The organism is Paenibacillus maysiensis (assembly GCF_000520815.1).
GTDB lineage: Bacteria > Bacillota > Bacilli > Paenibacillales > Paenibacillaceae > Paenibacillus > Paenibacillus maysiensis.
Map to the genome: position 1 here is coordinate 1 of NZ_ASRY01000043.1, position 19,514 is coordinate 19,514.

The following is a 19,514-nucleotide window of genomic DNA, read 5'->3' on the forward strand; positions in this document are numbered from 1 at the left end:
TAAACATATTGGTGCGGTCGGCTGTATACATCAAAACAGTTATAACCAGCATCCCGGCCAAAAAAGATAGGAAAATCGTCTTTACCTGAGACTTGGGCTTGTTCTGTTTAAATTGCCAGTTACCGCTATTCCGACCCGAGCCGTCTTGTTGTTGCTCAGCCTCGGCACGATGGTATGAGGAAGGAAGTGGCCTTACCGCCTGCGGTGGCGTAATCTCAACGTCCTTCTCTACAAGCTTCCCATCCTTGCGTTGTCCATCTGATTGAACTGAAGAAAAGGGACCGTACGAATAGTAATATGAGGAATTTGAATCATTTCGCCGAGTTGTTTTATCGGATTCAACCTGATCGTTGTCATCCCGGCGTCCGGAATTATTATTTTTAAATTCGTCCATTGTATATCTCCTCCCAAACCCTATGCTTCAAGGTGGTGTTGTTTAGCTGACTTTATTTTGCACTTTAAACCTTAATTCCACCTTAAAAACAATTAAAAAGGAGATAAAACCTTTAACCCCAACTCGCTGACCCCTTGTTCAAACACGAAATGCCCCGAATAAGAATCCGGAGCATTGCCAATCGTATATGCTTTTTTATTTCGTGTTAAAGTTTTCGTCAAATTTTTCATTCGGTGTTTGAGCATTGTTTTGAATTTTGCTGCGACTGGAGTTTTGTACCTTTTGTGCTACTGCACCTGTACCGCCTTGATCTGTTGCAAATTCTTCATCATACTTCTCATTTGGTGTCTGGAAGTTGTCTTGAATTTTATTTTGTTCAGACTGCTTTACCTTTTGTGAAACGACACCTACCGTATTGTCTTGTGCAAATTCCGCTTTGAACTGATTTCCTGTGCTTGCCTTGAAGCCTTTGTTCATGAAAGAACTTCCGCCTTGATTTGGCATAATTCTCAACCTCCCAGTATGTTTTGCGGGATAAGCTCATCCCGCAACATAGTATGTGAAGTCAGAAAGGACAATATGCAAGGATTATATGGAAGCATCCAGCGTCGCGGTCGGAATGGATTTATGCGTTTCTATCGCCTTTTGGAGCGATTTCACCATCTTTTCCGTACATTTTCCGTTCCCTTTTTTTATAATTTGAACATCCACATCTTTCTTGCCCCATTCAGAATACACCTGCCGGGTTGTTTTAAAATACAAATCAATTTTATTGCCCTTAATTGCTGAACCTGTATCTGCTACAATCCCGTAGCCATATCCTGGAATGTACAAAATGCTGCCCAAAGGAAACGTTTTGGGATCAGCCGCAATGGTGGACAGTGTGTTCTTGTCACGACGCACTTTTACACCGGAATACGTAATACCGTAACCGGGATGACTTGGCCGTTTGCCAGTGGATTCATAGCCTGCTGTATATCCTGTTGCCGTGACCGTCATGGTCGTAATAACCTGCTCTTCGCGTGGAGCTAAAACAGGTGTGGATTGCCATTTCTTATGCTGGACCGGTTCTTTGTGACCGTAAACTTCATTGCCGGGCAATACCAGACAGGTTGCGATTAGCACGGTTCCCAAAATCCGTTTCCATACCAACATGGATCTCATAAAAAACCTCCCCTTGAGGCAAAGGCTTTCCAGAAATCCATTGGTTTATACGAACAGATTATTATTTTTGAACATCCTGACCTGGATAAAGTCTGCTCAGCTTCACTTTATCTTCAAAAATATGCAGGAGCGTGCGTACAATGGGGGTGTGCTCGTCGTCTGTGTGTAATATAATGGAAGCAGGAGAAATCGAAATAAGGGTACTCACGATTCGATCCTCGACCTCCATTTCCAGTTCAATCCCCGGCATCTCCACAATAATGTCATCTCCATCGGGTGTCGGTATCGGCACCATGGAGCTATCGAGGATGGTAAAATCATGTCCACCCTGATGAAGCACATGCACCAGTGGAACTTTACTTTCCTGAAAAAACACAAAGTACTTGAGCAATCCCATAAATTCTTCATACTGCCGATCCGCCCAAAACTCTTCCATGGCATAGTCGACGATTTCCTCAAGCTCTTTTTTGTATGCGTTTAATCTGAATTGAATAAGACCTTCCAGGTTAATCACTCGCAGCTCTATAAAATCCTTTTCCAGTAAAGCCGCCAGTTTGCCGTGACGCTTCCTACACCCTCTTGGGCCATCGTCCTTTAACAAAGAATGCACCATGCTGCGAACCCGCTCTGTATCCTCTTCCTCCAGCAGCGAGCAGGCTTTGGCGAGGATCAGATCAAGCATTCCCCATTCCTTGACTTCGATGATATAATCCGCTATCGCGGAAGCCATGATGCTGTATACACAGGGGAGAAAGCTTTCAAACGCCGGATTGCTCTCTGTCCCCTTGCAGGTCCATGCCACTTTGTTTTCGAGTTGTCTGAAAGTGAATCGAAATCCGCGCCGTGACATATGTAGTCCTTTGTTTCTACTCTTGACCACCTGATAAAAACGGTCGCTTTCCTGATTTCCGTCTGTATGGGTCCACACTGTAAACAGTTCCATTGGCTCACTCCTTTCGATCACTGATTACAGTATATGGCGGGCTCGAAAGGGTTATACGAAGTGAACGACTGGAAACAGGATACAGCGTAAAATGAGAATAATCGGGTTCAAAGAGAAGGGTTCGGTGTTATGCAGAATGGCTGCGACTCAGGACAGAACCAGAAGACGTTTGAATATTTAGGCTTGGGTATGTTGAGGTTATAGTCAACGATGCTGAACATGCTGCGTACACTCATGATTGTCATATTGAGCCTCGTTCAGATTTTGTCCCTTCCTGTGACGTTTCATGCGGAAGATACTACTCAATCCCTCCAGTTTACTGTGGGATCTTCTCTCATGCCGATTGTAGAAACTTCTTCGTTGGAAACGGACTCTCATGGGCTGGAGCATCACTCCAAACCAGCGCAGAGATTATGTATATGAAGCGATGGGAAGTATAGCAAAGCCAAGTATATTTACCGTAATACGCCTTTACTCCATTGTCATGCTGGTTGGCGATGTGATAAAATATAGCTAAGATGTATACACTAAAAAAGAGTAAGGATGTTGTAGCATCCTTACTCTTTAGCAACAGCCGCTTATAAGGGCGGTGGCTGTTCAAAGATTTGTCGATCGAAATAGACCGTTTACCTTTGGAGAGGGCGGTCTATTTCTTTTTGTTGAAGGAAATAATCAAGATCACTAACGTTGCAAATTGAATCATCAACATCAGCGTATCTTTAACCTCCACAGGCATCACCTCCTTTGCAGGAGACTAGCCAACCGCCCATCTAAGCCATTCTGTTGTTAAGGGATATTATACCATATAGATATTATTTAGAGGAAGAAAAACGCCTGTTTTAAGTCTGAATTTGAGATTAGTACCCTTCGATTAACTGCATACAATTTTATAAAATCCTCGTTGGAAAGTTGATCATACTTAAGATAATCGTTCTTCATTTTATGAGCAAAATGGATATATCTTGAGCATTAACATTTACAATTCGATTTAAGGAATGCATTGCGCCGTTCGACATTATTCAGCATGATTTGTAAAGTATTGCGAATATCACGAACATCTGGGCCAAGATTGAGTATATTGATTAAATCGTTAATCGTCAGATAAGAATTAAACGGTTCTGGCTCAATAATATGTGTCCACACATTGCCGTTCCCTTGTTCAAATACTTGAATAGCATCAGAGACATTAATTCCGATAATGCTCCATTTGCGGTTTAGGGAATCTGTAATTATAAACACATTTAAAAACGCTTACCTATACTAATCCCTCTACACGGATTAATGATAGATAAGCGTTTTGTAGTGATTACGATACATTAACGAAAGTATTCCTAATTTTGCATGATAAAATCATGTTCGATGCTGCTGGCACCGTCAAAGGTACGAATAATATCATAGCGGGTATTGCGTTGTGCCGGAATGTGCCCCGTTTCGCGGATCAGCTGTAAAATGGACTCGATATTGACTTTGTACGTTGCGCCTGCAGCAGAAACGACGTTTTCCTCAATCATCGTACTACCGAAGTCGTCGCAACCATAGTACAGTGATTTTTTGCCGATTTCTGGTCCCATCGTTACCCACGAGGACTGAATATGCTTGATGTTATCCAGTACAAGGCGGCTGATTGCAACAGTCTTCAAATATTCCTCCGGCGTTTGGCGTTCTTTTTTCAGGTTCGTGTTATCCGGTTGGAAGGTCCATGGAATAAAGGCCAGGAAGCCTTCGGAATCATATTTATTTTCAATGCATTCGTCCTGGGCATCACGAACACGCAGTAAATGCAACGCACGCTCCTCCATCAACTCGCCAAAGCCGATAACCATCGTGGCCGTCGTGTTCATACCAACCTTATGGGCTGTCTGCATCACGTCCATCCAATCCCGCCACGAGCCTTTGAGACGGCTGATTTTGCGGCGTGTGCGGTCATCCAGAATTTCTCCGCCGCCGCCTGGCAAGGAATCCAATCCGGCTTCATGAATGGCTCGCATCGTATCTTCCATGGACAAGCCGGATTTTTCCTTCATCTTATGAATTTCAGCCGGCGAAAAGGAGTGCATCGTAATATCGGGAAAACGCTCCTTGATCGCTTTTAGCAAATCGGTATAATAACTGAACGGCAGGTTAGGATTCACTCCACCTTGCATCAAAATTTCAGTGCCTCCTACTTCCTGCGTTTCCTTGATTTTCTGGAAAATCACTTCATCGGGCAGGACATAGCCTTCATCTGAACCCGGTCTGCGGTAAAAAGCGCAAAAGCGGCAATATACGTCACAGACGTTCGTATAGTTAATATTTCGTCCGATGACGAAGGTTTTGATCGGATCAGGATGCATACGGTTCATCACTTTGTTCGCTGCGTGACCGATCTTTTCTACCTCGTCTGACTCGAACAAAGCAACGGTGTCCTCTAAATTCAGGCGTTCGCCGCGCAAAGCTTTATCTAAAATATGGTCGATTACACTCATGGTGTATCCTCCTTCGCTTTCACAGGGGGACGAAATGAAAGACAGGACTTATGAACGAGAATGATTTCACAAACCTGCGTTCGAACCCTGTCGTATTATATGTGTTCATGACTGGCTTTGTATTTGTCTGTGCTATATAGCATAGTAAAACCTAATGATAATACTAACATATCTTTAGGTAAGGAACCATACTTATTCCCGTTTCTTTCTGCTTTTTAACCCAGTGAATGATGCAACGAACAGGCTATAACTCCATGATAAACGTAACCAATAATTGAGAACAGGTGATTGCAAAGCGTGCCCCATTCGCCTTGTCCTCCAAGTCATACATACGTAAAACAGCAAGTCTCCTATTGAGCTGGAGCTTGCTGTTGTTCTAATACATCTTCGATTCCTGTGTGAAAAACGGGATATTCTCTCCCCATATGCTAATTTTTAGCGAAGAGCCTCATTTAGATCACTGATCAGATCGTCAATATCCTCCAGACCTACGGAGAAACGCAGCAGACCATCCGTGATCCCCCGCTCCAGACGTACACTGTGTGGCATTGCCGCATGTGACATCATTGCCGGATACGACAAGATACTTTCCACAGCTCCCAGACTTACCGCTACAATCGGGATTTGTATGCGATTGAGAACCTCTTTTGCACGCTCACCGGAACCTACATCAAACGAGATAACCGCACCGTATCCACTGGATTGGCTCTCATGTACGGCACGCCCCGGATGATTTTCCAGGCCCGGATAGTATACCGCCTCAATGTCACTTCGCTCGTTCAGCCAGTTGGCCAGCTTCGCCGCACTCTTCTCACTGTGAGCCATACGTGCTTTCAGTGTCTTCATCCCGCGCATAAGCAACCACGACTCCTGTGGGGCCAATACGGTTCCGAGTCCATTTTGAAGCTGCTTGATTTGTCTGCCCAACGACTCCGTACGTGCCACCGCAAGTCCTGCGAGTACATCGCTGTGCCCGCCGAGAAATTTGGTTGCGCTGTGTAGCACGATATCGACACCTTGCTCAATCGGACGTTGATAATAGGGTGTCATGAATGTGTTATCCAGCAGCGTCAGAAGCCCTTTCTCCTGGGCCCAAGCCGTTATCCCTGCCACATCGGTGATTTTGAGGGTTGGGTTGGAAGGTGTCTCCATATATACAGCCTTCGTATTTTCCTGCAACGCTTCTTTCACAAGGTTGATGTCCGTCATATCGACGAAAGTGGTTTCGATATTCATCCGTTTTAAAATAGAAGTCAGCAGGCGGTAGGTCCCTCCATATACATCTTCCGAAACAATGACATGGTCCCCAGCAGACAACAGCATAAATGTACTGGATATAGCCGCCATGCCCGATGCAAAGGCAAAACCTCTCGCTCCTCCCTCCAGTAAGGCGATGTAGTCCTCCAAAGCTTGCCGTGTCGGATTGCCGGAACGGCTGTAATCATGCAGCGGAGGATCGAAAATATCGTGATGGTGAAAGGTGGACGCCTGATAAATCGGTACGCTAGACGCACCCGTAACACTATCAATTTCAGAGCCAAAATGCAGCAGCTTGGTAGCAAACTTCCGTTCTTTTTCCGTTACCTGCCCGATTTTCCGCACGTCCTCAATCATTGCTGTTCCCCACCTTCGATTTCTTGACGTGCCGCTTCCAACGCTGAACGCAAATCTTCAATTAAATCATCCGTATGTTCAATACCGACGGAGAAGCGCAGCAACCGATCATCCACCCCGACCGCATCCCGAATCTCAGCCGGTATATCGGCATGTGTCTGTACAGCAGGATAAGTCATTAACGATTCCACACCGCCTAGACTTTCTGCAAAAGCAATAAGCTTAATGTTTCGAAGCAAGGGCTCCACATAACGGGCATCTTTTACTTTAAAAGAGAAAATACCCGTGTTGCCACTGGATTGTTTGTTTTGAATCTCACGACCTGGGTGACCCTCAAGCCCTGGATAAAACACCTCAGCCACCGCTGGATGCGTCAGCAGATAATTGGCCAGCACTGTCGCATTATGCTCATGCCGATCCATACGCAGCGCCAATGTTTTCATGCCCTTCATCAACTGATAGCTATCGCTCGGAGAAAGTACAGCCCCAATGGAATTATGCAGGAAGGAAATTTCGGCTGACAGCTCTTTACCCTTGGTTACGATCAAGCCTGCCAGTACATCATTGTGTCCGCCCAGATACTTGGTTGCGCTATGTACCACAATATCGGCACCCAGCTCCAAAGGACGCTGGAAATATGGTGTTAACAGCGTATTATCTACAATAGTAAGCAACTGACGTTGTGACGCCCATTCAGCTACAGCCCGAATATCCGTAATCATCATTAATGGATTCGTAGGCGTTTCTATGAATACTGCTTTTGTATTTGGTCGACATGACTGCTCGATGGCTTCAAGATCATTCGTATCCACATAGCTCGCCGTCACGCCGAATCTGGATAAAATACGTTCCAGCAGGCGATATGTGCCTCCATACAGATCCAGCGATACAATCAGATGATCTCCTTGTCCAAACAGGGCAAATACCGTTTGCAGCGCCGCCATACCTGAACTGCATGCAAAGCCTGCATCACCGGATTCCAGTGCAGCGGACGCCTCTTCCAGTACTTTACGTGTCGGATTGATCGTCCGAATGTAATCAAAACCTGTGCTTTGTCCTAGACGGGGATGGCGAAACGCTGTAGACTGATAAATTGGAAAATTCACTGCTCCGGTTATCGGCTCTTCGATTGAACCAATCTGTGCTAACCTGCTTTCGATTTTCCACTGTTTCTCACTCATATGTTTCCTCCTGTCCGCTCCCATAATAGGTGCTGTAACATATGCTGCAAAATAGGATTATCATATCTATACTGCTGCGCTGCTGCAAGGTGGTACTGCGTAGATATAAACGTTAAGCCCCTTTTTAAATCTGGGACCCGATATCGAAAGGGGTTTCTTGGTATACATAATAGTTGAGCCAATTTGAAAATAATAAATTGGCATGCGCACGCCAGGTTGAGGACGGTGTACGCTCAGGGTCATTGTTGGGAAAATAATTCTTTGGCACTTCAATATCCATCCCTTTGGCGACATCACGATCGTATTCCCATTTCAGAGAAAGTGGATCGTATTCGGAATGCCCTGTCACAAAGATTTGTTTGCCATCACGTGTAGCTACCAGATACACTCCGGCTTCCTCAGATTCGGATAAAAGCTCCAGTTCGGCAATATGCTCAATATCTTCGCGCCGAACCTCTGTATGCCGGGAATGAGGTGCATAAAACAATTCATCAAAACCGCGTAGCAACTTCACTTTAGGTTTATTAACGCTATGTGAAAAAACGCCAAAGCATTTGTAATCAAGTCTGTATTTGGGAACGCCGAAATGATGAAACAGACCCGCCTGCGAGGCCCAACAGATATGCATGGTCGAAGTTACATTCGTTTTCGTCCATTCAAAAATTCGCCGGATTTCCTCCCAGTAGTTCACATCTTCAAACTCAAGCTGTTCAACGGGTGCTCCCGTAATCACCATGCCGTCAAAGCGGCTGTTTCTGATCTCGTCAAACGTTTTATAAAACATGTTCAAATATTCCTGCGATGTATTTTTAGATACATGCGACTTCATGTGTACCAGCGTAACGTCCACTTGAAGTGGGGTATTGCCGACCAGACGCAACAGTTGAGTTTCCGTCGTTTCTTTGGTAGGCATCAAATTCAAAATGGCGATGCGCAACGGACGAATATCCTGATGATAGGCCAGGCTTTCATCCATTACGAAAATATTTTCGCCCTCCAGCACTTCCTTGGCAGGTAGTGTATCCGGAATTTTAATCGGCATGTAAACTCACTCCTTGTTCGGTGAAGTTTTTTGCGAAAATCGTCATGTTGAGATGCCGGGCATATAATAAAAAGACCTTCCTCGGTTACGAGAAAGGTCATATTTGTATCCATATGCGCCTCTCTCATCTGTCAGGGCATCGCTCTTTGTAAAAAGCGCGCGTCCTGCAAGAATTAGCACCGTGCGATTAAAATCGCCGGTTGCCGGGTATCATCGGGCTAGTCCCTCCACCTGCTCTTGATAAGATTTCGCTATATTCATTTTGGGTTCATAAAATGTTCTTGTTGTTCACTTTAATGCATCCGCTGTGCTTCGTCAAGATAAGACTTGTAATTTTGTGCCCTGCATTCACACTTCGTCTTATATTTCCATATGTTAAATCATACATTACCCTATCGCTGAAGCTCTTGTCACTACTGTTGATTTAGCCCATGATTTTGCGCTTGAAAGGCTGTAGGCCGAGCGTTATACTATACAAGTGCTATAGGCCGAAAATATAAAGCAGTCGTGCAGATTTATAGTGCTTTCTGCGGTACTGTGGCAACCTAAAAAAGAACACTTGTGAGGTGAATCCGGAATGGAAGGCGACCCGAGTCCGAATAGGCGGCGATCCCTGAACAACAGCATAGGAATGACTTCAGCTTGCCGAAAGACGGGACGCCAGGCTCTGCATGCTCCAAAAGCCTCTGGCTTTTGATGGGGATGCCGCTTACTCGATCCGGCTAACAGGCTAACTGAGTCCATTCCTTATGCTTGAGGTACACGTATTTTCCGTTTCGACGGAGCATAAGGAGTGACATATATGAAAATCCGTTTGGTAAACAACGGGGTTTTTACCCCTGTCGAAGAAATTGAAATGGCGCTTACTCCGCCAGCAGAAGGCTTTTATTGGATTGATGCCGATGTCGATGATCTGGCAGTGCTCCAGCCTTTATTCTCCATGCATGATCTCGCAGTAGAGGACTGTTTGAGTGAAGAAGAGCAGCGCCCGAAGATTGAAATTTACGAAAGCCATTATTTTATCGTTGTAAACAGCATTCGTTTTGATGATGAAGAAATATTTTTACGTGCTTTGAACATTTTTCTCGGCCGCCATTTCATCATTACGGTGACCAAGCAGAAAATCAATGAGCTACGCACCCTCAAGCCTATGTTGTGGGAGCAGGAGGTCAGCCAGCCTGACCGTTTTATGTATCTGTTGGTCGACTTGATCGTTGACAACTATTTTCTGGTTGGTGACCGGATTGAGGTTCGCATTGAGAAGCTGGAAGAAGACATTCTGATGCATACAAAAAAATCGCATTTGAATGAAATTATCGGCTTACGCAGTGAGATTCTGTGGCTGAAAAAAGTGCTTGGTCCACAAAAAGAAGTCATCAATACGTTGAACAAACGGGATCTACGGCTGATCGACGATCAATTGCAAAAATATTTTAGCGACATTTATGAAAATGCCGTGAAAATTTCGGAGACTTTCGAAACTTACCGCGATCTAATGGGTAACCTTCGAGAAGCTTATCAATCCAGTATCGCTAACCGTGCGAATGAAATCATGCGCGTGTTTACAGCGATTACAACCGTATTTATGCCGTTGACGGTGATTACCGGAATTTATGGTATGAACTTTGATAATATGCCTGAGCTTCATACGCGTTATGGTTATTTTGTCGTCATTGGTATTATGGTGGCGCTGGGGGTTAGCATGTTCTGTATTTTCCGCAAGAAGGATTGGGTTTGAAAAGAAAAGGTTGAAGCAGTAGCGTATCCTCACAGGATATAGCTACTGCTTTTTTTGTGTGATTATTTTATATTTGCGCGATGTTATCCCGCATGTCGATCTGATGCCACCTGATGGCGAAAACGGATACGAATCAGACGCAGCCGCTCATAAACTTGATCCAGCCCCGTTTCTGCGGCCTGTTCCTCACCATATACCCGCAGCATAACGGGCTTGAGCAGCGTATCTCCCAGTTCTTCATATGCAGACCAGATCGCCGTCTGCTCTTCCTCAGATACGTTCACCAGTTCCTGACGGATCAGCTTTTCCATATCGATTCCATCTCGATCCAAATGCTCCACTGCTTCAATCATTTCTCTACGATGTAACCCCGCCTTCAGTCCAATGTGCTCCAACGCAAGACCATCTGAAATACCTTCAATAATGGTTTTTGTCAGACTGAATTTATTCAGTTCCTGCTTATATTGGCTCTCTTTTTGCTTGTACAGCCATGATAAGAAAACTTCCTCATCCAACGTCTCTGTAACCCAATTTAGCGGAAATGGGGTAGTCCGGTCATTTTGTGTCGTAATATCCAGCAGTTCTTGACCATATTGAGATATTTTACCTTGCCCTATCCCTGGTAGCTCCAGCAACTCCTCCTCGGTATGGGGAAGATAGACGCTAATCAACCGGAGCAGACGATTGGTAGCGATAAAATAAGGTGCTTTTCGCTCGGTAGCCGCCTTTTGTCGTCTCCACATCGTCAATTGCTCATACACATCATCACGCGGAAACAAATCACTATAACAATACAGCTTTTGTAATGCTTGCCCACGTCCTGCTGCCCCTTCCTGCTCATGAAAAACACCATGGATTAAGGGTCTGTAGCCCTCTGCCATCTTAAGTGCCAGCTCGTGACGGTACACATGCAGCAACTCCTGCCACAAGCTGCCCTCATACCACAGATCATCTGTGCTTTCATCCAAACTGTGTTGTGTGCTCCACCCTGCACTCCATACCCCATCATGTTGTCCAATCCATACCTGGGCAAATTGCTCATGACCCTGTTCATTCCGTTTGGACAAGCGATTTAAAAATAAAATTTCCATGCTTTTTTCCTCCATGCTTATAATTGGGTTACAGTCCGGTACAACGCCAAACGCAAAAAAGCACCTATCTCGCGTATTTGCAAGAAAGGTGCTTCCCTTTTTGAGCCGTACTATGCTGTTGCCTATATGATAACCGTACCTCGGATTGTCGTCAACCCGTAATTCTCATTTGTTCAGCTTTTCCTTTGCCAAAGCAAGAGCGCCGCACAATCCGGCATTGTCTCCCAAGCCTGGGGCCACGATATACTGATCAATTTCTGTAGTCAGACTCGGATGCTGTACGTACCCGTTTAACAGTTTTTGAAACTCGGCGCGAACGAGTGGGAACAGTTGCTCCTGCTTCATCACTCCGCCGCCCATAATAATTTTTTGCGGTGAAAGAATCAATACATAGCTCATCAAAGCCTGTGCCAGATAATAAGCTTCCATCTCCCAAGCCGGGTGATCCACAGAAAGCTCATGGCCTTTGACCTTCCATCTTTTTTCAAGCGCAGGCCCCGCTGCCAGTCCCTCCAGACAATCTCCGTGATAAGGACATGTCCCTTCATAGGTATCTTCCGGATGACGACGCACCAGGATATGGCCCATTTCAGGATGGGACAATCCATGAATCAGCTTTCCACCGACCAGAGCACCCGCTCCGATACCTGTACCTATCGTAATATAGAGACAGCTATCCAGCCCCTTAGCCGCCCCCCAGATGGACTCGCCCAATGCTGCACCGTTCACATCCGTGTCAAATCCCATAGGTACGTCAAAATGCTCTTTCAGTTTGCCGATCAGGTTATAATTGTCCCAATGCGGCTTTGGCGTTGTTGTAATATAGCCATATGTATCACTGCCTTCGATAGGATCAATCGGCCCAAACGACCCTACGCCCAGCGCTTCAATGCCCTTCCCTTCAAAAAATGCAACGACATTCGCCATCGTTTCTGCTGGCGTGGCTGTCGGAAAGCTCACGCGTTCCAGCACCTCTCCCTGTTCGTTGCCAATTCCACATACAAATTTGGTACCGCCTGCCTCAATTGCTCCCAATACTGTCATAGCTGCTGTTGTCCCCTCTCGGTCATGATCCGGTTCTCTCTATCCTATATTCGCCTGAAACGTGTCCAAGGTCAATCCCCTTATCCCAATTGTATATAATCCTTCACAACAATATATATCTCCCTTGACATAACTGTGTATAAAAAAGGACACTAACGCACCAAGCGCCAGCATCCTCATATGTGTAATACGAGTTCCGAGTTGTACCTGTGAAGCCAAACTGGCTTCGTTATGAACCAGTTGCCACACCCATTAACGTACACAGGCTTTTCATTTCAAGCTCCTCAAACTTGTCTACAATTTGCACATGATCCAGCGTCAACAGACAACTGTCCAGTGCGCATGCTACAGGTACACCACAGTGAATTTCAGCCAGCTTACGTGACAAATGCAGCATATCCAGATCACTCTCGATCTTTTTGCGTACTGCTGGCGTCAATTGATCCAGATTCTCCAGAATACCTTCAATGGAGTCATATTCCTGTACCAGCTTGAGTGCCGTCTTTTCACCAATGCCTCGTACTCCCGGGTAATTGTCGCTTGCATCGCCCATCAGGCCCTTGAGGTCCACAACTTGGCGGGGTTTGAGCCCTTTTTCAGACAGTAACGTTTCCAGGGTATACACCATATAATTGCCGTGACCCTTTTTCATAATAATAACCCGTGTCCGCTCATCCACCAATTGGAGTAGATCATGATCTCCGGAGAGAATCATTACATCCATGTCCTCATTCTGCGTATAGTGGCGTGCCAGCGTACCGATGCAATCATCCGCTTCAAAGCCTGCAGCTCCAATATTAGGAATGCCGAGGCTATCCATCACATCACGGATCAATGTAAATTGAGGAATCAAATCATCTGGCGCGTCAGCGCGATTCCCCTTGTACGCAGCAAAATGCTCTCCGCGGAACGTCGTTCCTCCCATATCCCAGCAGCATACGACATGCGTCGGATTATAGGTTTGTACCGCATCCCAAAAATATCGAATAAAACCATATATGGCGTTCGTTGGCACTCCGGCCTTTGTGCGCCTTATATAACCGTTTGCAGCAGTTGCATAATAAGCGCGGAATAACAGAGCCATGCCGTCAACCAGCATTATGGATTGTTCATTACGTTGTGTCACAGATTGTATTGCTCCCATTCATCATATTATTTTAACCCCAACAGTATAACATAACGCGGAGCCAAATTGGGCGTTATTGAGCGCTCCATGCTTCCTCAAATGTTTCCTCTTTGAAGCCTACCGTTACTTTGTTCCCATCTGTTACAATCGGGCGCTTGATCAATCTTCCATTCGAGGATAAAAGCGAGATTTGCTCTTCACGGCTCATGTCTGCCAGCTTGTCCTTCAGCTTTAGCTCCTTATATACCTCACCGCTCGTATTGAAAAACTTTTTCAGCTCCAGTCCACTTTTGCTGATTAAATCAGCTAATTCCTCCGGGCCGGGCGGTTGTTCAAAAATAGGAATCAATTCCGTTTCATGTCCCTTGCTTTGCAGCCATTTCACTGCATTGCGACAAGTGCTGCATTTGGAGTACTGGTATACTTTCAACTGGCTCATCGTTATGTTAACCCTCCATTTCGATTTCTTAACAGCTCCTGCAACTGGGTCATATCGTCCGGCAATGGGGCGCATAACGTCAACTGCTCTCCGGTCACAGGATGCACCAAGGACAGCTCTGAGGCATGCAGTGCCTGTCGGGGCATCTGGGCATCCAGCTGATCATAACGCTCACGTTGCGCAGCGTCAGCAGGCGTATTTCGGTACATTTTATCACCGATCAACGGACATCCAATAGAAGTCATGTGTACCCGGATTTGGTGTGTACGTCCGGATTCCAGCTTGATCCCGATACGGCTCCCCTCATTCCAGGCTTCCTCCAGCTTATAGAGTGTAAGGGCCGGATAACCATCAGGGGTCACCATTCGCAAATGCGGATCATCCGGATTACGGTCAATCGGCCCATCCACCCTTCCTTCCTGTGGATTAGGGCACCCGTGCACCAGGGCCGTGTAGCGCTTATCCACCGTCCCCGCAATCATTTGCTCGGAAATATGCTGGTGTACATATGGATTTTTAGCCACCACAAGGACACCCGTCGTCTCCTGATCGAGACGATGAACGGGACGGAACCTGAACAGCTCGCCTTTGGCCTGCCAATAATGCACAACCCCGTTAGCCAGCGTTCCCGTGTAATGACCATGAGTCGGATGGACAATCATACCCGCCGCCTTGTTGACAACCAATAAATGCTCATCTTCAAATAAAATGTCAAAAGGAATCGGTTCAGGCAAAATATCATCGGAACGCTCGCGTTCCATACGAATTTCCACCCGATCCCCGGACTGTACCTTTACGCTGATATACACTCGTGTTCCGTTCAGCATAATGCCTTGTTCCGTCAGCTTAAGTTTGGATATCAGCTTGCGTGAAACATTCATACGTTTTTGCAAAATGGTCTTCAACAGCATTCCCTCCTCCTCAGGAGGGATCGTATACACGATAGGTTCATAATACAAGCTCATCACAAATTCCCGGTTGCCTCCTTATTTGCGAAACACTTTTTTGCTGCGCACATATTCGACATCCGGTACCCCTTGACGTACATTCGCGGTGCGGGCCACGACGAAAAAGTAATCGGACAGACGGTTCAAATACCGACGTACCGCAGGATTGATTTCCGTATGCTTACCCAGTGTGACAGCACGACGTTCCGCGCGGCGGCAAACCGTACGGCAAACATGAAGTGCTGAAGACAACGTGCTACCCCCCGGAATAATAAAACGCTCCACCTTCGGATTTTCCTCCTGACATGCGTCAATCCAGCCTTCAAGCCGCTCTGCCAGTTCATCCTTTACCTTGTATTTGCTTTCGTTGATTTTGACAAACGCCAAATCCGAGCCGCAATCAAACAGTTCCTGCTGTACTTCCTCCAATTGAGCCCGAATATCCGCAAACTTTTCCCCTTCGGCAAAGCTGATCGCTTGTCCTACAAAGCTGTTCAGTTCGTCAATCGTACCGTATGCCTCCACACGGTCATCATCCTTGGCCACCCGACCGCCGATCACCGAGGTTTGTCCCTCATCACCTGTTCTTGTATAAATCCCCATGGTATCTCATCCCCCTATCATTCCGTCAGTGCTTTTAATACCTTAATGGCTTCTTCCTTATTACTCGTACGCGGTGGCACGGTAGCAAATAATGTTTTGGAGTTATATTTTACATCCTTGAACATCTTCATCTGCTCCACCGGAATCCCGAACAAATGAGTTTCCTTGATCATATCTGTTCCTTTTTCCCCCTGCTCTTTCTCCTTAAATACGCCGCCCTCGAACACACCCCGAGCATACGTTTTCTTGTCAAAAGCATCGTCTAAAGGCAAATTCGAACCATTCTGTCCATACAACTTCATATCCTCTTCCGGTAAAATAAACAGATCGTTTTCCCCGGCTGCATATTCAACGACCAGTTTCTGCTGGTTATACAGTGGGCTAACTGCAATCTCAATGGTTGGAGCCTGTTCGCCCAGTTTATCCTTAAGCTTTTGCGCCAGTTCATCACGAAGAACTGAAGCATCCCCTTGCTTATCCATGATAAAAATGGTGAAACTGTCCTTGTCTCGCCCCCCGCATCCCGCCAACAGCACGAGTACCAGCATTCCGATGATCCATGGCGACAGCCTTTTCAGCCCTGCTCTCATATGTACGCCCCCTCTTCCATGCCACTAATATATCATAAGTTGTGAACGCAAAAAAAGAAGGCCCTGCGGCCTTCTCTATATATACGGCTTGGCTTCACACGGTTACACCTTGCATTCCGAACCGTACAGCTTCATGTATTCGTTAATTTTCAAATCGAGCTTGCAACTGATCTCAATGACAAGATCAGAGGTAAAGGACTTCTCTTCCTGAAACGTCCGCATCATCTCATTGCGCAGGAATAAAATTTCATCTTCCAGGGAAATGTCGTATCCAGTTGACACCGACGAATTATATCCAACATATGACATGAGCATTCCTCCTGCAATTGAAAAATTAAACTTCCTGCTTTCGATTTCAAATTATAGCATATAAATTTAGAAATAAAAGACTATTTTCTATGATTTACCCATAAAAAATAATTTTTAACCTTCTTTTTTTACTTTTTCTACAAAATGACCAATACGATCCAATGCTTCCGTCAGTTGAGCAACAGAGGTCGCATACGAGCAACGAAGGTATCCTTCGCCCCCCAAACCGAATACGTTCCCCGGCACAGCCGCAACCTTGACCTCTGCCAAAAGACGCTGCGCAAACTCATCCGAGCTCAGCCCTGTGCTTTGAATACTTGGGAAAACATAAAAAGCCCCTCTCGGCTCGTGGCATTCCAGACCAATTTCCCGGAACCCCTCAACCATCAGACGGCGACGCTGATTGTAAGCTTCCACCATGCGATCCTTCTCCCCCAAACCATTGCGCAACCCCTCAAGAGCCGCTACCTGACCCATCGAAGGCGCACACATCACGGTATACTGGTGGATTTTAAGCATAGCAGCAATTAAATCAGGATGCCCGCATGTATACCCAATACGCCAGCCCGTCATAGCGAAGGCTTTGGAAAAACCACTGACCAGAATGGTGCGATCCATCATGCCCGGCATAGCCGCGAAGCTGACATGCTTCTCGCCATAATTCAGTTCTGCATAAATTTCATCAGAAATGACGATCAAATCATGTTTTTCTACAACTTTCGCAATCGGAAGCCAATCCTCATAGGTCATGGTCGCCCCGGTTGGATTGCTCGGATAGCATAAAATCAGCACCTTGGATTTAGGTGTGATTTTAGCCTCCAGCGCCTCTGCTGTCAGCTTGAATTCATCCTTGGCGAAGGTTTCGATTCCTACGGGAATACCGCCGCCAATGGAAGTGATCGGAGAATACGAGATGTAGCATGGCTCTGGAACGAGAATTTCGTCGCCGGGTACAATTAACGCACGTAAAGCCAGGTCAATCGCTTCGCTGCCGCCCACCGTCACGATAATTTCACTTTTTGGATCATAGCGGACTGCAAATTGCTCATCCAGATATTCACTAATTGCTTCACGCAGTTCAGGCATTCCCGCGTTGGAAGTATAGCTGGTAAACCCCCGCTCCAATGAATAGACGCAGGCTTCCCGCATATGCCAAGGGGTTGTAAAATCCGGTTCGCCTACCCCGAGAGTAATAATATCCTTGTTGCCGCCCACCAGATCAAAAAACTTACGGATGCCCGAGGATGGGATCTCGCGCACCAATGGAGACAAATACGAGCTCATGGCTTTATTACTGTCAGTCAATGCTTCAGGTTTGATATTCATCATGATCTTCCTTTACGGTGAAATCATCAGACGATTATCTTCCTGATGATCTTCGAAGATAATTCCGTCCTGTTTGTATTTTTTGAGCGTAAAATTAGTCTTGGTAGACAGGACCGAATCAATAGGCGACAGCTTTTCCGATACAAAGTTCGCTACCTCGCGAAGGTTACGTCCTTCGACTTCCACTAGCAAGTCGTACGCACCGGACATGAGATATACTGATTTAACTTGTGGATACAAATAAATCCGTTCGGCGATGCCTTCAAACCCTCTTCCCCGCTCCGGTGTAATCTGCACCTCAATCAAAGCGGTAACCTTTTCGTCGTCGACTTTATCCCAATTGACCACAGCGGCGTATTTGACGATCACATGTTGGTCTTCAAGCTCTTTAATCGCGGCACGTACATCCTGTTCGGCAACTCCCAGCAAGGTAGCAAGCAGAGTCGGCGTCCTTCTAGCATCTTCTTTTAACAATTCCAGCACTTTTAATTTCAAATCATTCAGTTCTGTCATTCTACATAAGGCCTCCATCAAAAGAGATTACTATACATCATACAATACGCGCTTTAAACCTGCAAAGAAAAACCGCCCGCCCCGGTAAACCCGGCAGACGGACGGCTTGTTGTGAGAAAAAGCTTCAAAAGCAGATTGTCCCGTTTACATATAGTAAGGGTTGTTTTGGTGAGTAGGCTGGCCTTGCTGATGCATAGGTTGACCGTATACTCCTGCTGATGACGACTTTTGCTGAATGAACTGTTGGCATTCCTGTTGGGTCTTGCGAGCTTCTTGAATCTGTTTGTCCAAATCGATGCGCAGTGCTTTAGATGGAGTGGAGTACATATTGTTCTGACTCATCAGACGATACAAATCACCTTGCAGACGTAATGTGTCGTTCGTAAGGTCAGTGAACATCTGACGCACAGACGGACAATTGGATTCTGTTGTCGCCGTTGTGTACTCGCGCACTGTACGTTTCATATCAGCAAGAATGGTATAGAGCAAATCTTCTTCGGGCATAAATGACATATTGTTCTGTGAATACATCCTGTCATACCTCCTTTATGGTTAATGCATTTATTACTGCTGCGGTTGCATAGGAGCAAGCTGTTGGTGCTGTTGGAGAGCATTTGAAAGCAAGTTCAGGTGGTGCTCATGAGTTCTAGCGAGTTGCAAACAGGCTTGTTGAATAGCAGGCTGCTGAACGGATGCCGCTGTCGCCGCACATTGCTTGAGTAGCAATTTTTCATTGGAAATGGAGTCTGCGATATACTCCAATTCTTTACCAGTCAAAGGTTGCATGTTCGTAGATTGCATGGTCTGTGCCTCCTTAAATGTTTTGTTGCACGTTGGTTAGCTTGTCCGTTTGGCGGAATTATATGTATATGCTAGGAGGAGCGGAGCTTATTGAAATTTGACAATTTTGTGAGGGGCGGTTTCTTTTGCTGAGGACGCTACGCGATCCATTTGATCTTACGATCGCTGTTGCCACGGGATTCTT

22 protein-coding genes, 1 pseudogene and 1 riboswitch are annotated in these 19,514 nt (G+C 45.9%); of the genes and pseudogenes, 2 read left to right on the forward strand and 21 right to left on the reverse strand.

All coding sequences use genetic code 11. The annotated features are described in order from the left end of the window. From L696_RS28155 to L696_RS0103120, 4 genes and pseudogenes are all read right to left on the reverse strand, one after another. Positions 1-394 (reverse strand): annotated as a pseudogene (locus L696_RS28155) (serine protease); the annotation flags it as partial. Between the two features lie 195 nt (positions 395-589). Continuing rightward, on the reverse strand, positions 590-898 hold the full coding sequence (locus tag L696_RS0103110; RefSeq protein ID WP_025682346.1) for a hypothetical protein: 309 nt from the start codon (positions 896-898) through the stop codon (positions 590-592). A gap of 84 nt (positions 899-982) precedes the next feature. Further along, positions 983-1,558, reverse strand: coding sequence for a 3D domain-containing protein (locus L696_RS0103115; RefSeq protein WP_025682347.1), 576 nt, complete (start codon positions 1,556-1,558; stop codon positions 983-985). 61 nt (positions 1,559-1,619) lie between these two features. After that, positions 1,620-2,501, reverse strand: coding sequence for a putative sporulation protein YtxC (locus L696_RS0103120; RefSeq protein WP_025682348.1), 882 nt, complete (start codon positions 2,499-2,501; stop codon positions 1,620-1,622). 210 nt (positions 2,502-2,711) lie between these two features. On the opposite strand from L696_RS0103120, the gene L696_RS29155 reads away from it, so the two are divergent. Then, entirely contained in the window at positions 2,712-2,924 is a 213-nt protein-coding gene (locus L696_RS29155) for a hypothetical protein (RefSeq protein WP_245233276.1), read from the forward strand. A 223-nt stretch (positions 2,925-3,147) separates the two neighbouring features. Here L696_RS29155 and L696_RS32595 read toward each other — a convergent pair whose 3' ends face one another. The 5 genes from L696_RS32595 to metA form a co-directional block, all read right to left on the reverse strand. Continuing rightward, positions 3,148-3,237 (reverse strand): putative holin-like toxin, encoded by a 90-nt coding sequence (locus L696_RS32595; protein WP_007429455.1) that lies wholly within the window; start codon positions 3,235-3,237, stop codon positions 3,148-3,150. Between the two features lie 595 nt (positions 3,238-3,832). After that, complete coding sequence (mqnC, locus tag L696_RS0103135; RefSeq protein ID WP_025682349.1) at positions 3,833-4,966, reverse strand: cyclic dehypoxanthinyl futalosine synthase; 1,134 nt, start codon at positions 4,964-4,966, stop codon at positions 3,833-3,835. 435 nt (positions 4,967-5,401) lie between these two features. Beyond that, on the reverse strand, positions 5,402-6,580 hold the full coding sequence (locus tag L696_RS0103140; protein ID WP_025682350.1) for a trans-sulfuration enzyme family protein: 1,179 nt from the start codon (positions 6,578-6,580) through the stop codon (positions 5,402-5,404). Further along, positions 6,577-7,761 (reverse strand): PLP-dependent transferase, encoded by a 1,185-nt coding sequence (locus L696_RS0103145; protein WP_025682351.1) that lies wholly within the window; start codon positions 7,759-7,761, stop codon positions 6,577-6,579. The genes L696_RS0103140 and L696_RS0103145 overlap by 4 nt, the downstream gene beginning before the upstream one ends. A gap of 124 nt (positions 7,762-7,885) precedes the next feature. Then, the gene (gene metA / locus L696_RS0103150; protein WP_025682352.1) at positions 7,886-8,803 is read right to left on the reverse strand and encodes a homoserine O-acetyltransferase MetA; all 918 of its coding nucleotides are present in this window, start codon (positions 8,801-8,803) and stop codon (positions 7,886-7,888) included. A gap of 121 nt (positions 8,804-8,924) precedes the next feature. Beyond that, a riboswitch (SAM riboswitch) is annotated at positions 8,925-9,050 on the reverse strand. A 555-nt stretch (positions 9,051-9,605) separates the two neighbouring features. Between metA and corA the strand changes: the two genes are divergently transcribed. Continuing rightward, the gene (gene corA / locus L696_RS0103155) at positions 9,606-10,541 is read left to right on the forward strand and encodes a magnesium/cobalt transporter CorA (RefSeq protein WP_025682353.1); all 936 of its coding nucleotides are present in this window, start codon (positions 9,606-9,608) and stop codon (positions 10,539-10,541) included. Between the two features lie 83 nt (positions 10,542-10,624). Here the strand turns inward: corA and L696_RS0103160 are convergent, their stop codons facing one another. The 12 genes from L696_RS0103160 to L696_RS0103215 all read right to left on the reverse strand — a co-directional run bounded on the left by L696_RS0103160 (position 10,625) and on the right by L696_RS0103215 (position 19,330). After that, positions 10,625-11,632 (reverse strand): HRDC domain-containing protein, encoded by a 1,008-nt coding sequence (locus L696_RS0103160; RefSeq protein ID WP_025682354.1) that lies wholly within the window; start codon positions 11,630-11,632, stop codon positions 10,625-10,627. A 165-nt stretch (positions 11,633-11,797) separates the two neighbouring features. Beyond that, on the reverse strand, positions 11,798-12,676 hold the full coding sequence (locus tag L696_RS0103165) for an ROK family protein (protein WP_025682355.1): 879 nt from the start codon (positions 12,674-12,676) through the stop codon (positions 11,798-11,800). Between the two features lie 229 nt (positions 12,677-12,905). Beyond that, the gene (locus L696_RS0103170) at positions 12,906-13,802 is read right to left on the reverse strand and encodes a 5'-3' exonuclease (RefSeq protein ID WP_025682356.1); all 897 of its coding nucleotides are present in this window, start codon (positions 13,800-13,802) and stop codon (positions 12,906-12,908) included. 73 nt (positions 13,803-13,875) lie between these two features. After that, positions 13,876-14,241 (reverse strand): arsenate reductase family protein, encoded by a 366-nt coding sequence (locus L696_RS0103175; RefSeq protein WP_025682357.1) that lies wholly within the window; start codon positions 14,239-14,241, stop codon positions 13,876-13,878. Positions 14,242-14,243: 2 nt separating this feature from the next. Further along, positions 14,244-15,206: an RluA family pseudouridine synthase gene (locus tag L696_RS0103180; RefSeq protein ID WP_025682358.1), complete on the reverse strand. Its 963-nt coding sequence runs from the start codon at positions 15,204-15,206 to the stop codon at positions 14,244-14,246. Positions 15,207-15,227: 21 nt separating this feature from the next. Next, positions 15,228-15,791, reverse strand: coding sequence for a cob(I)yrinic acid a,c-diamide adenosyltransferase (locus L696_RS0103185; RefSeq protein WP_025682359.1), 564 nt, complete (start codon positions 15,789-15,791; stop codon positions 15,228-15,230). Between the two features lie 17 nt (positions 15,792-15,808). After that, entirely contained in the window at positions 15,809-16,381 is a 573-nt protein-coding gene (locus L696_RS0103190; RefSeq protein ID WP_025682360.1) for a type 2 periplasmic-binding domain-containing protein, read from the reverse strand. A gap of 102 nt (positions 16,382-16,483) precedes the next feature. Further along, complete coding sequence (locus tag L696_RS0103195) at positions 16,484-16,690, reverse strand: aspartyl-phosphate phosphatase Spo0E family protein (RefSeq protein WP_025682361.1); 207 nt, start codon at positions 16,688-16,690, stop codon at positions 16,484-16,486. Positions 16,691-16,804: 114 nt separating this feature from the next. Continuing rightward, positions 16,805-18,016: an aminotransferase class I/II-fold pyridoxal phosphate-dependent enzyme gene (locus L696_RS0103200; protein WP_025682362.1), complete on the reverse strand. Its 1,212-nt coding sequence runs from the start codon at positions 18,014-18,016 to the stop codon at positions 16,805-16,807. A 12-nt stretch (positions 18,017-18,028) separates the two neighbouring features. Then, a complete protein-coding gene (locus tag L696_RS0103205) occupies positions 18,029-18,529 on the reverse strand; it encodes an Lrp/AsnC family transcriptional regulator (protein ID WP_025682363.1) in 501 nt (166 codons plus the stop codon). A 144-nt stretch (positions 18,530-18,673) separates the two neighbouring features. Continuing rightward, a complete protein-coding gene (locus L696_RS0103210) occupies positions 18,674-19,060 on the reverse strand; it encodes a spore coat protein (RefSeq protein ID WP_025682364.1) in 387 nt (128 codons plus the stop codon). Between the two features lie 33 nt (positions 19,061-19,093). After that, positions 19,094-19,330 carry a hypothetical protein gene (locus tag L696_RS0103215; RefSeq protein ID WP_025682365.1) on the reverse strand — a complete coding sequence of 79 codons (237 nt, stop codon included), beginning with the start codon at positions 19,328-19,330 and terminating at the stop codon, positions 19,094-19,096. Positions 19,331-19,514 lie beyond the last annotated feature (184 nt).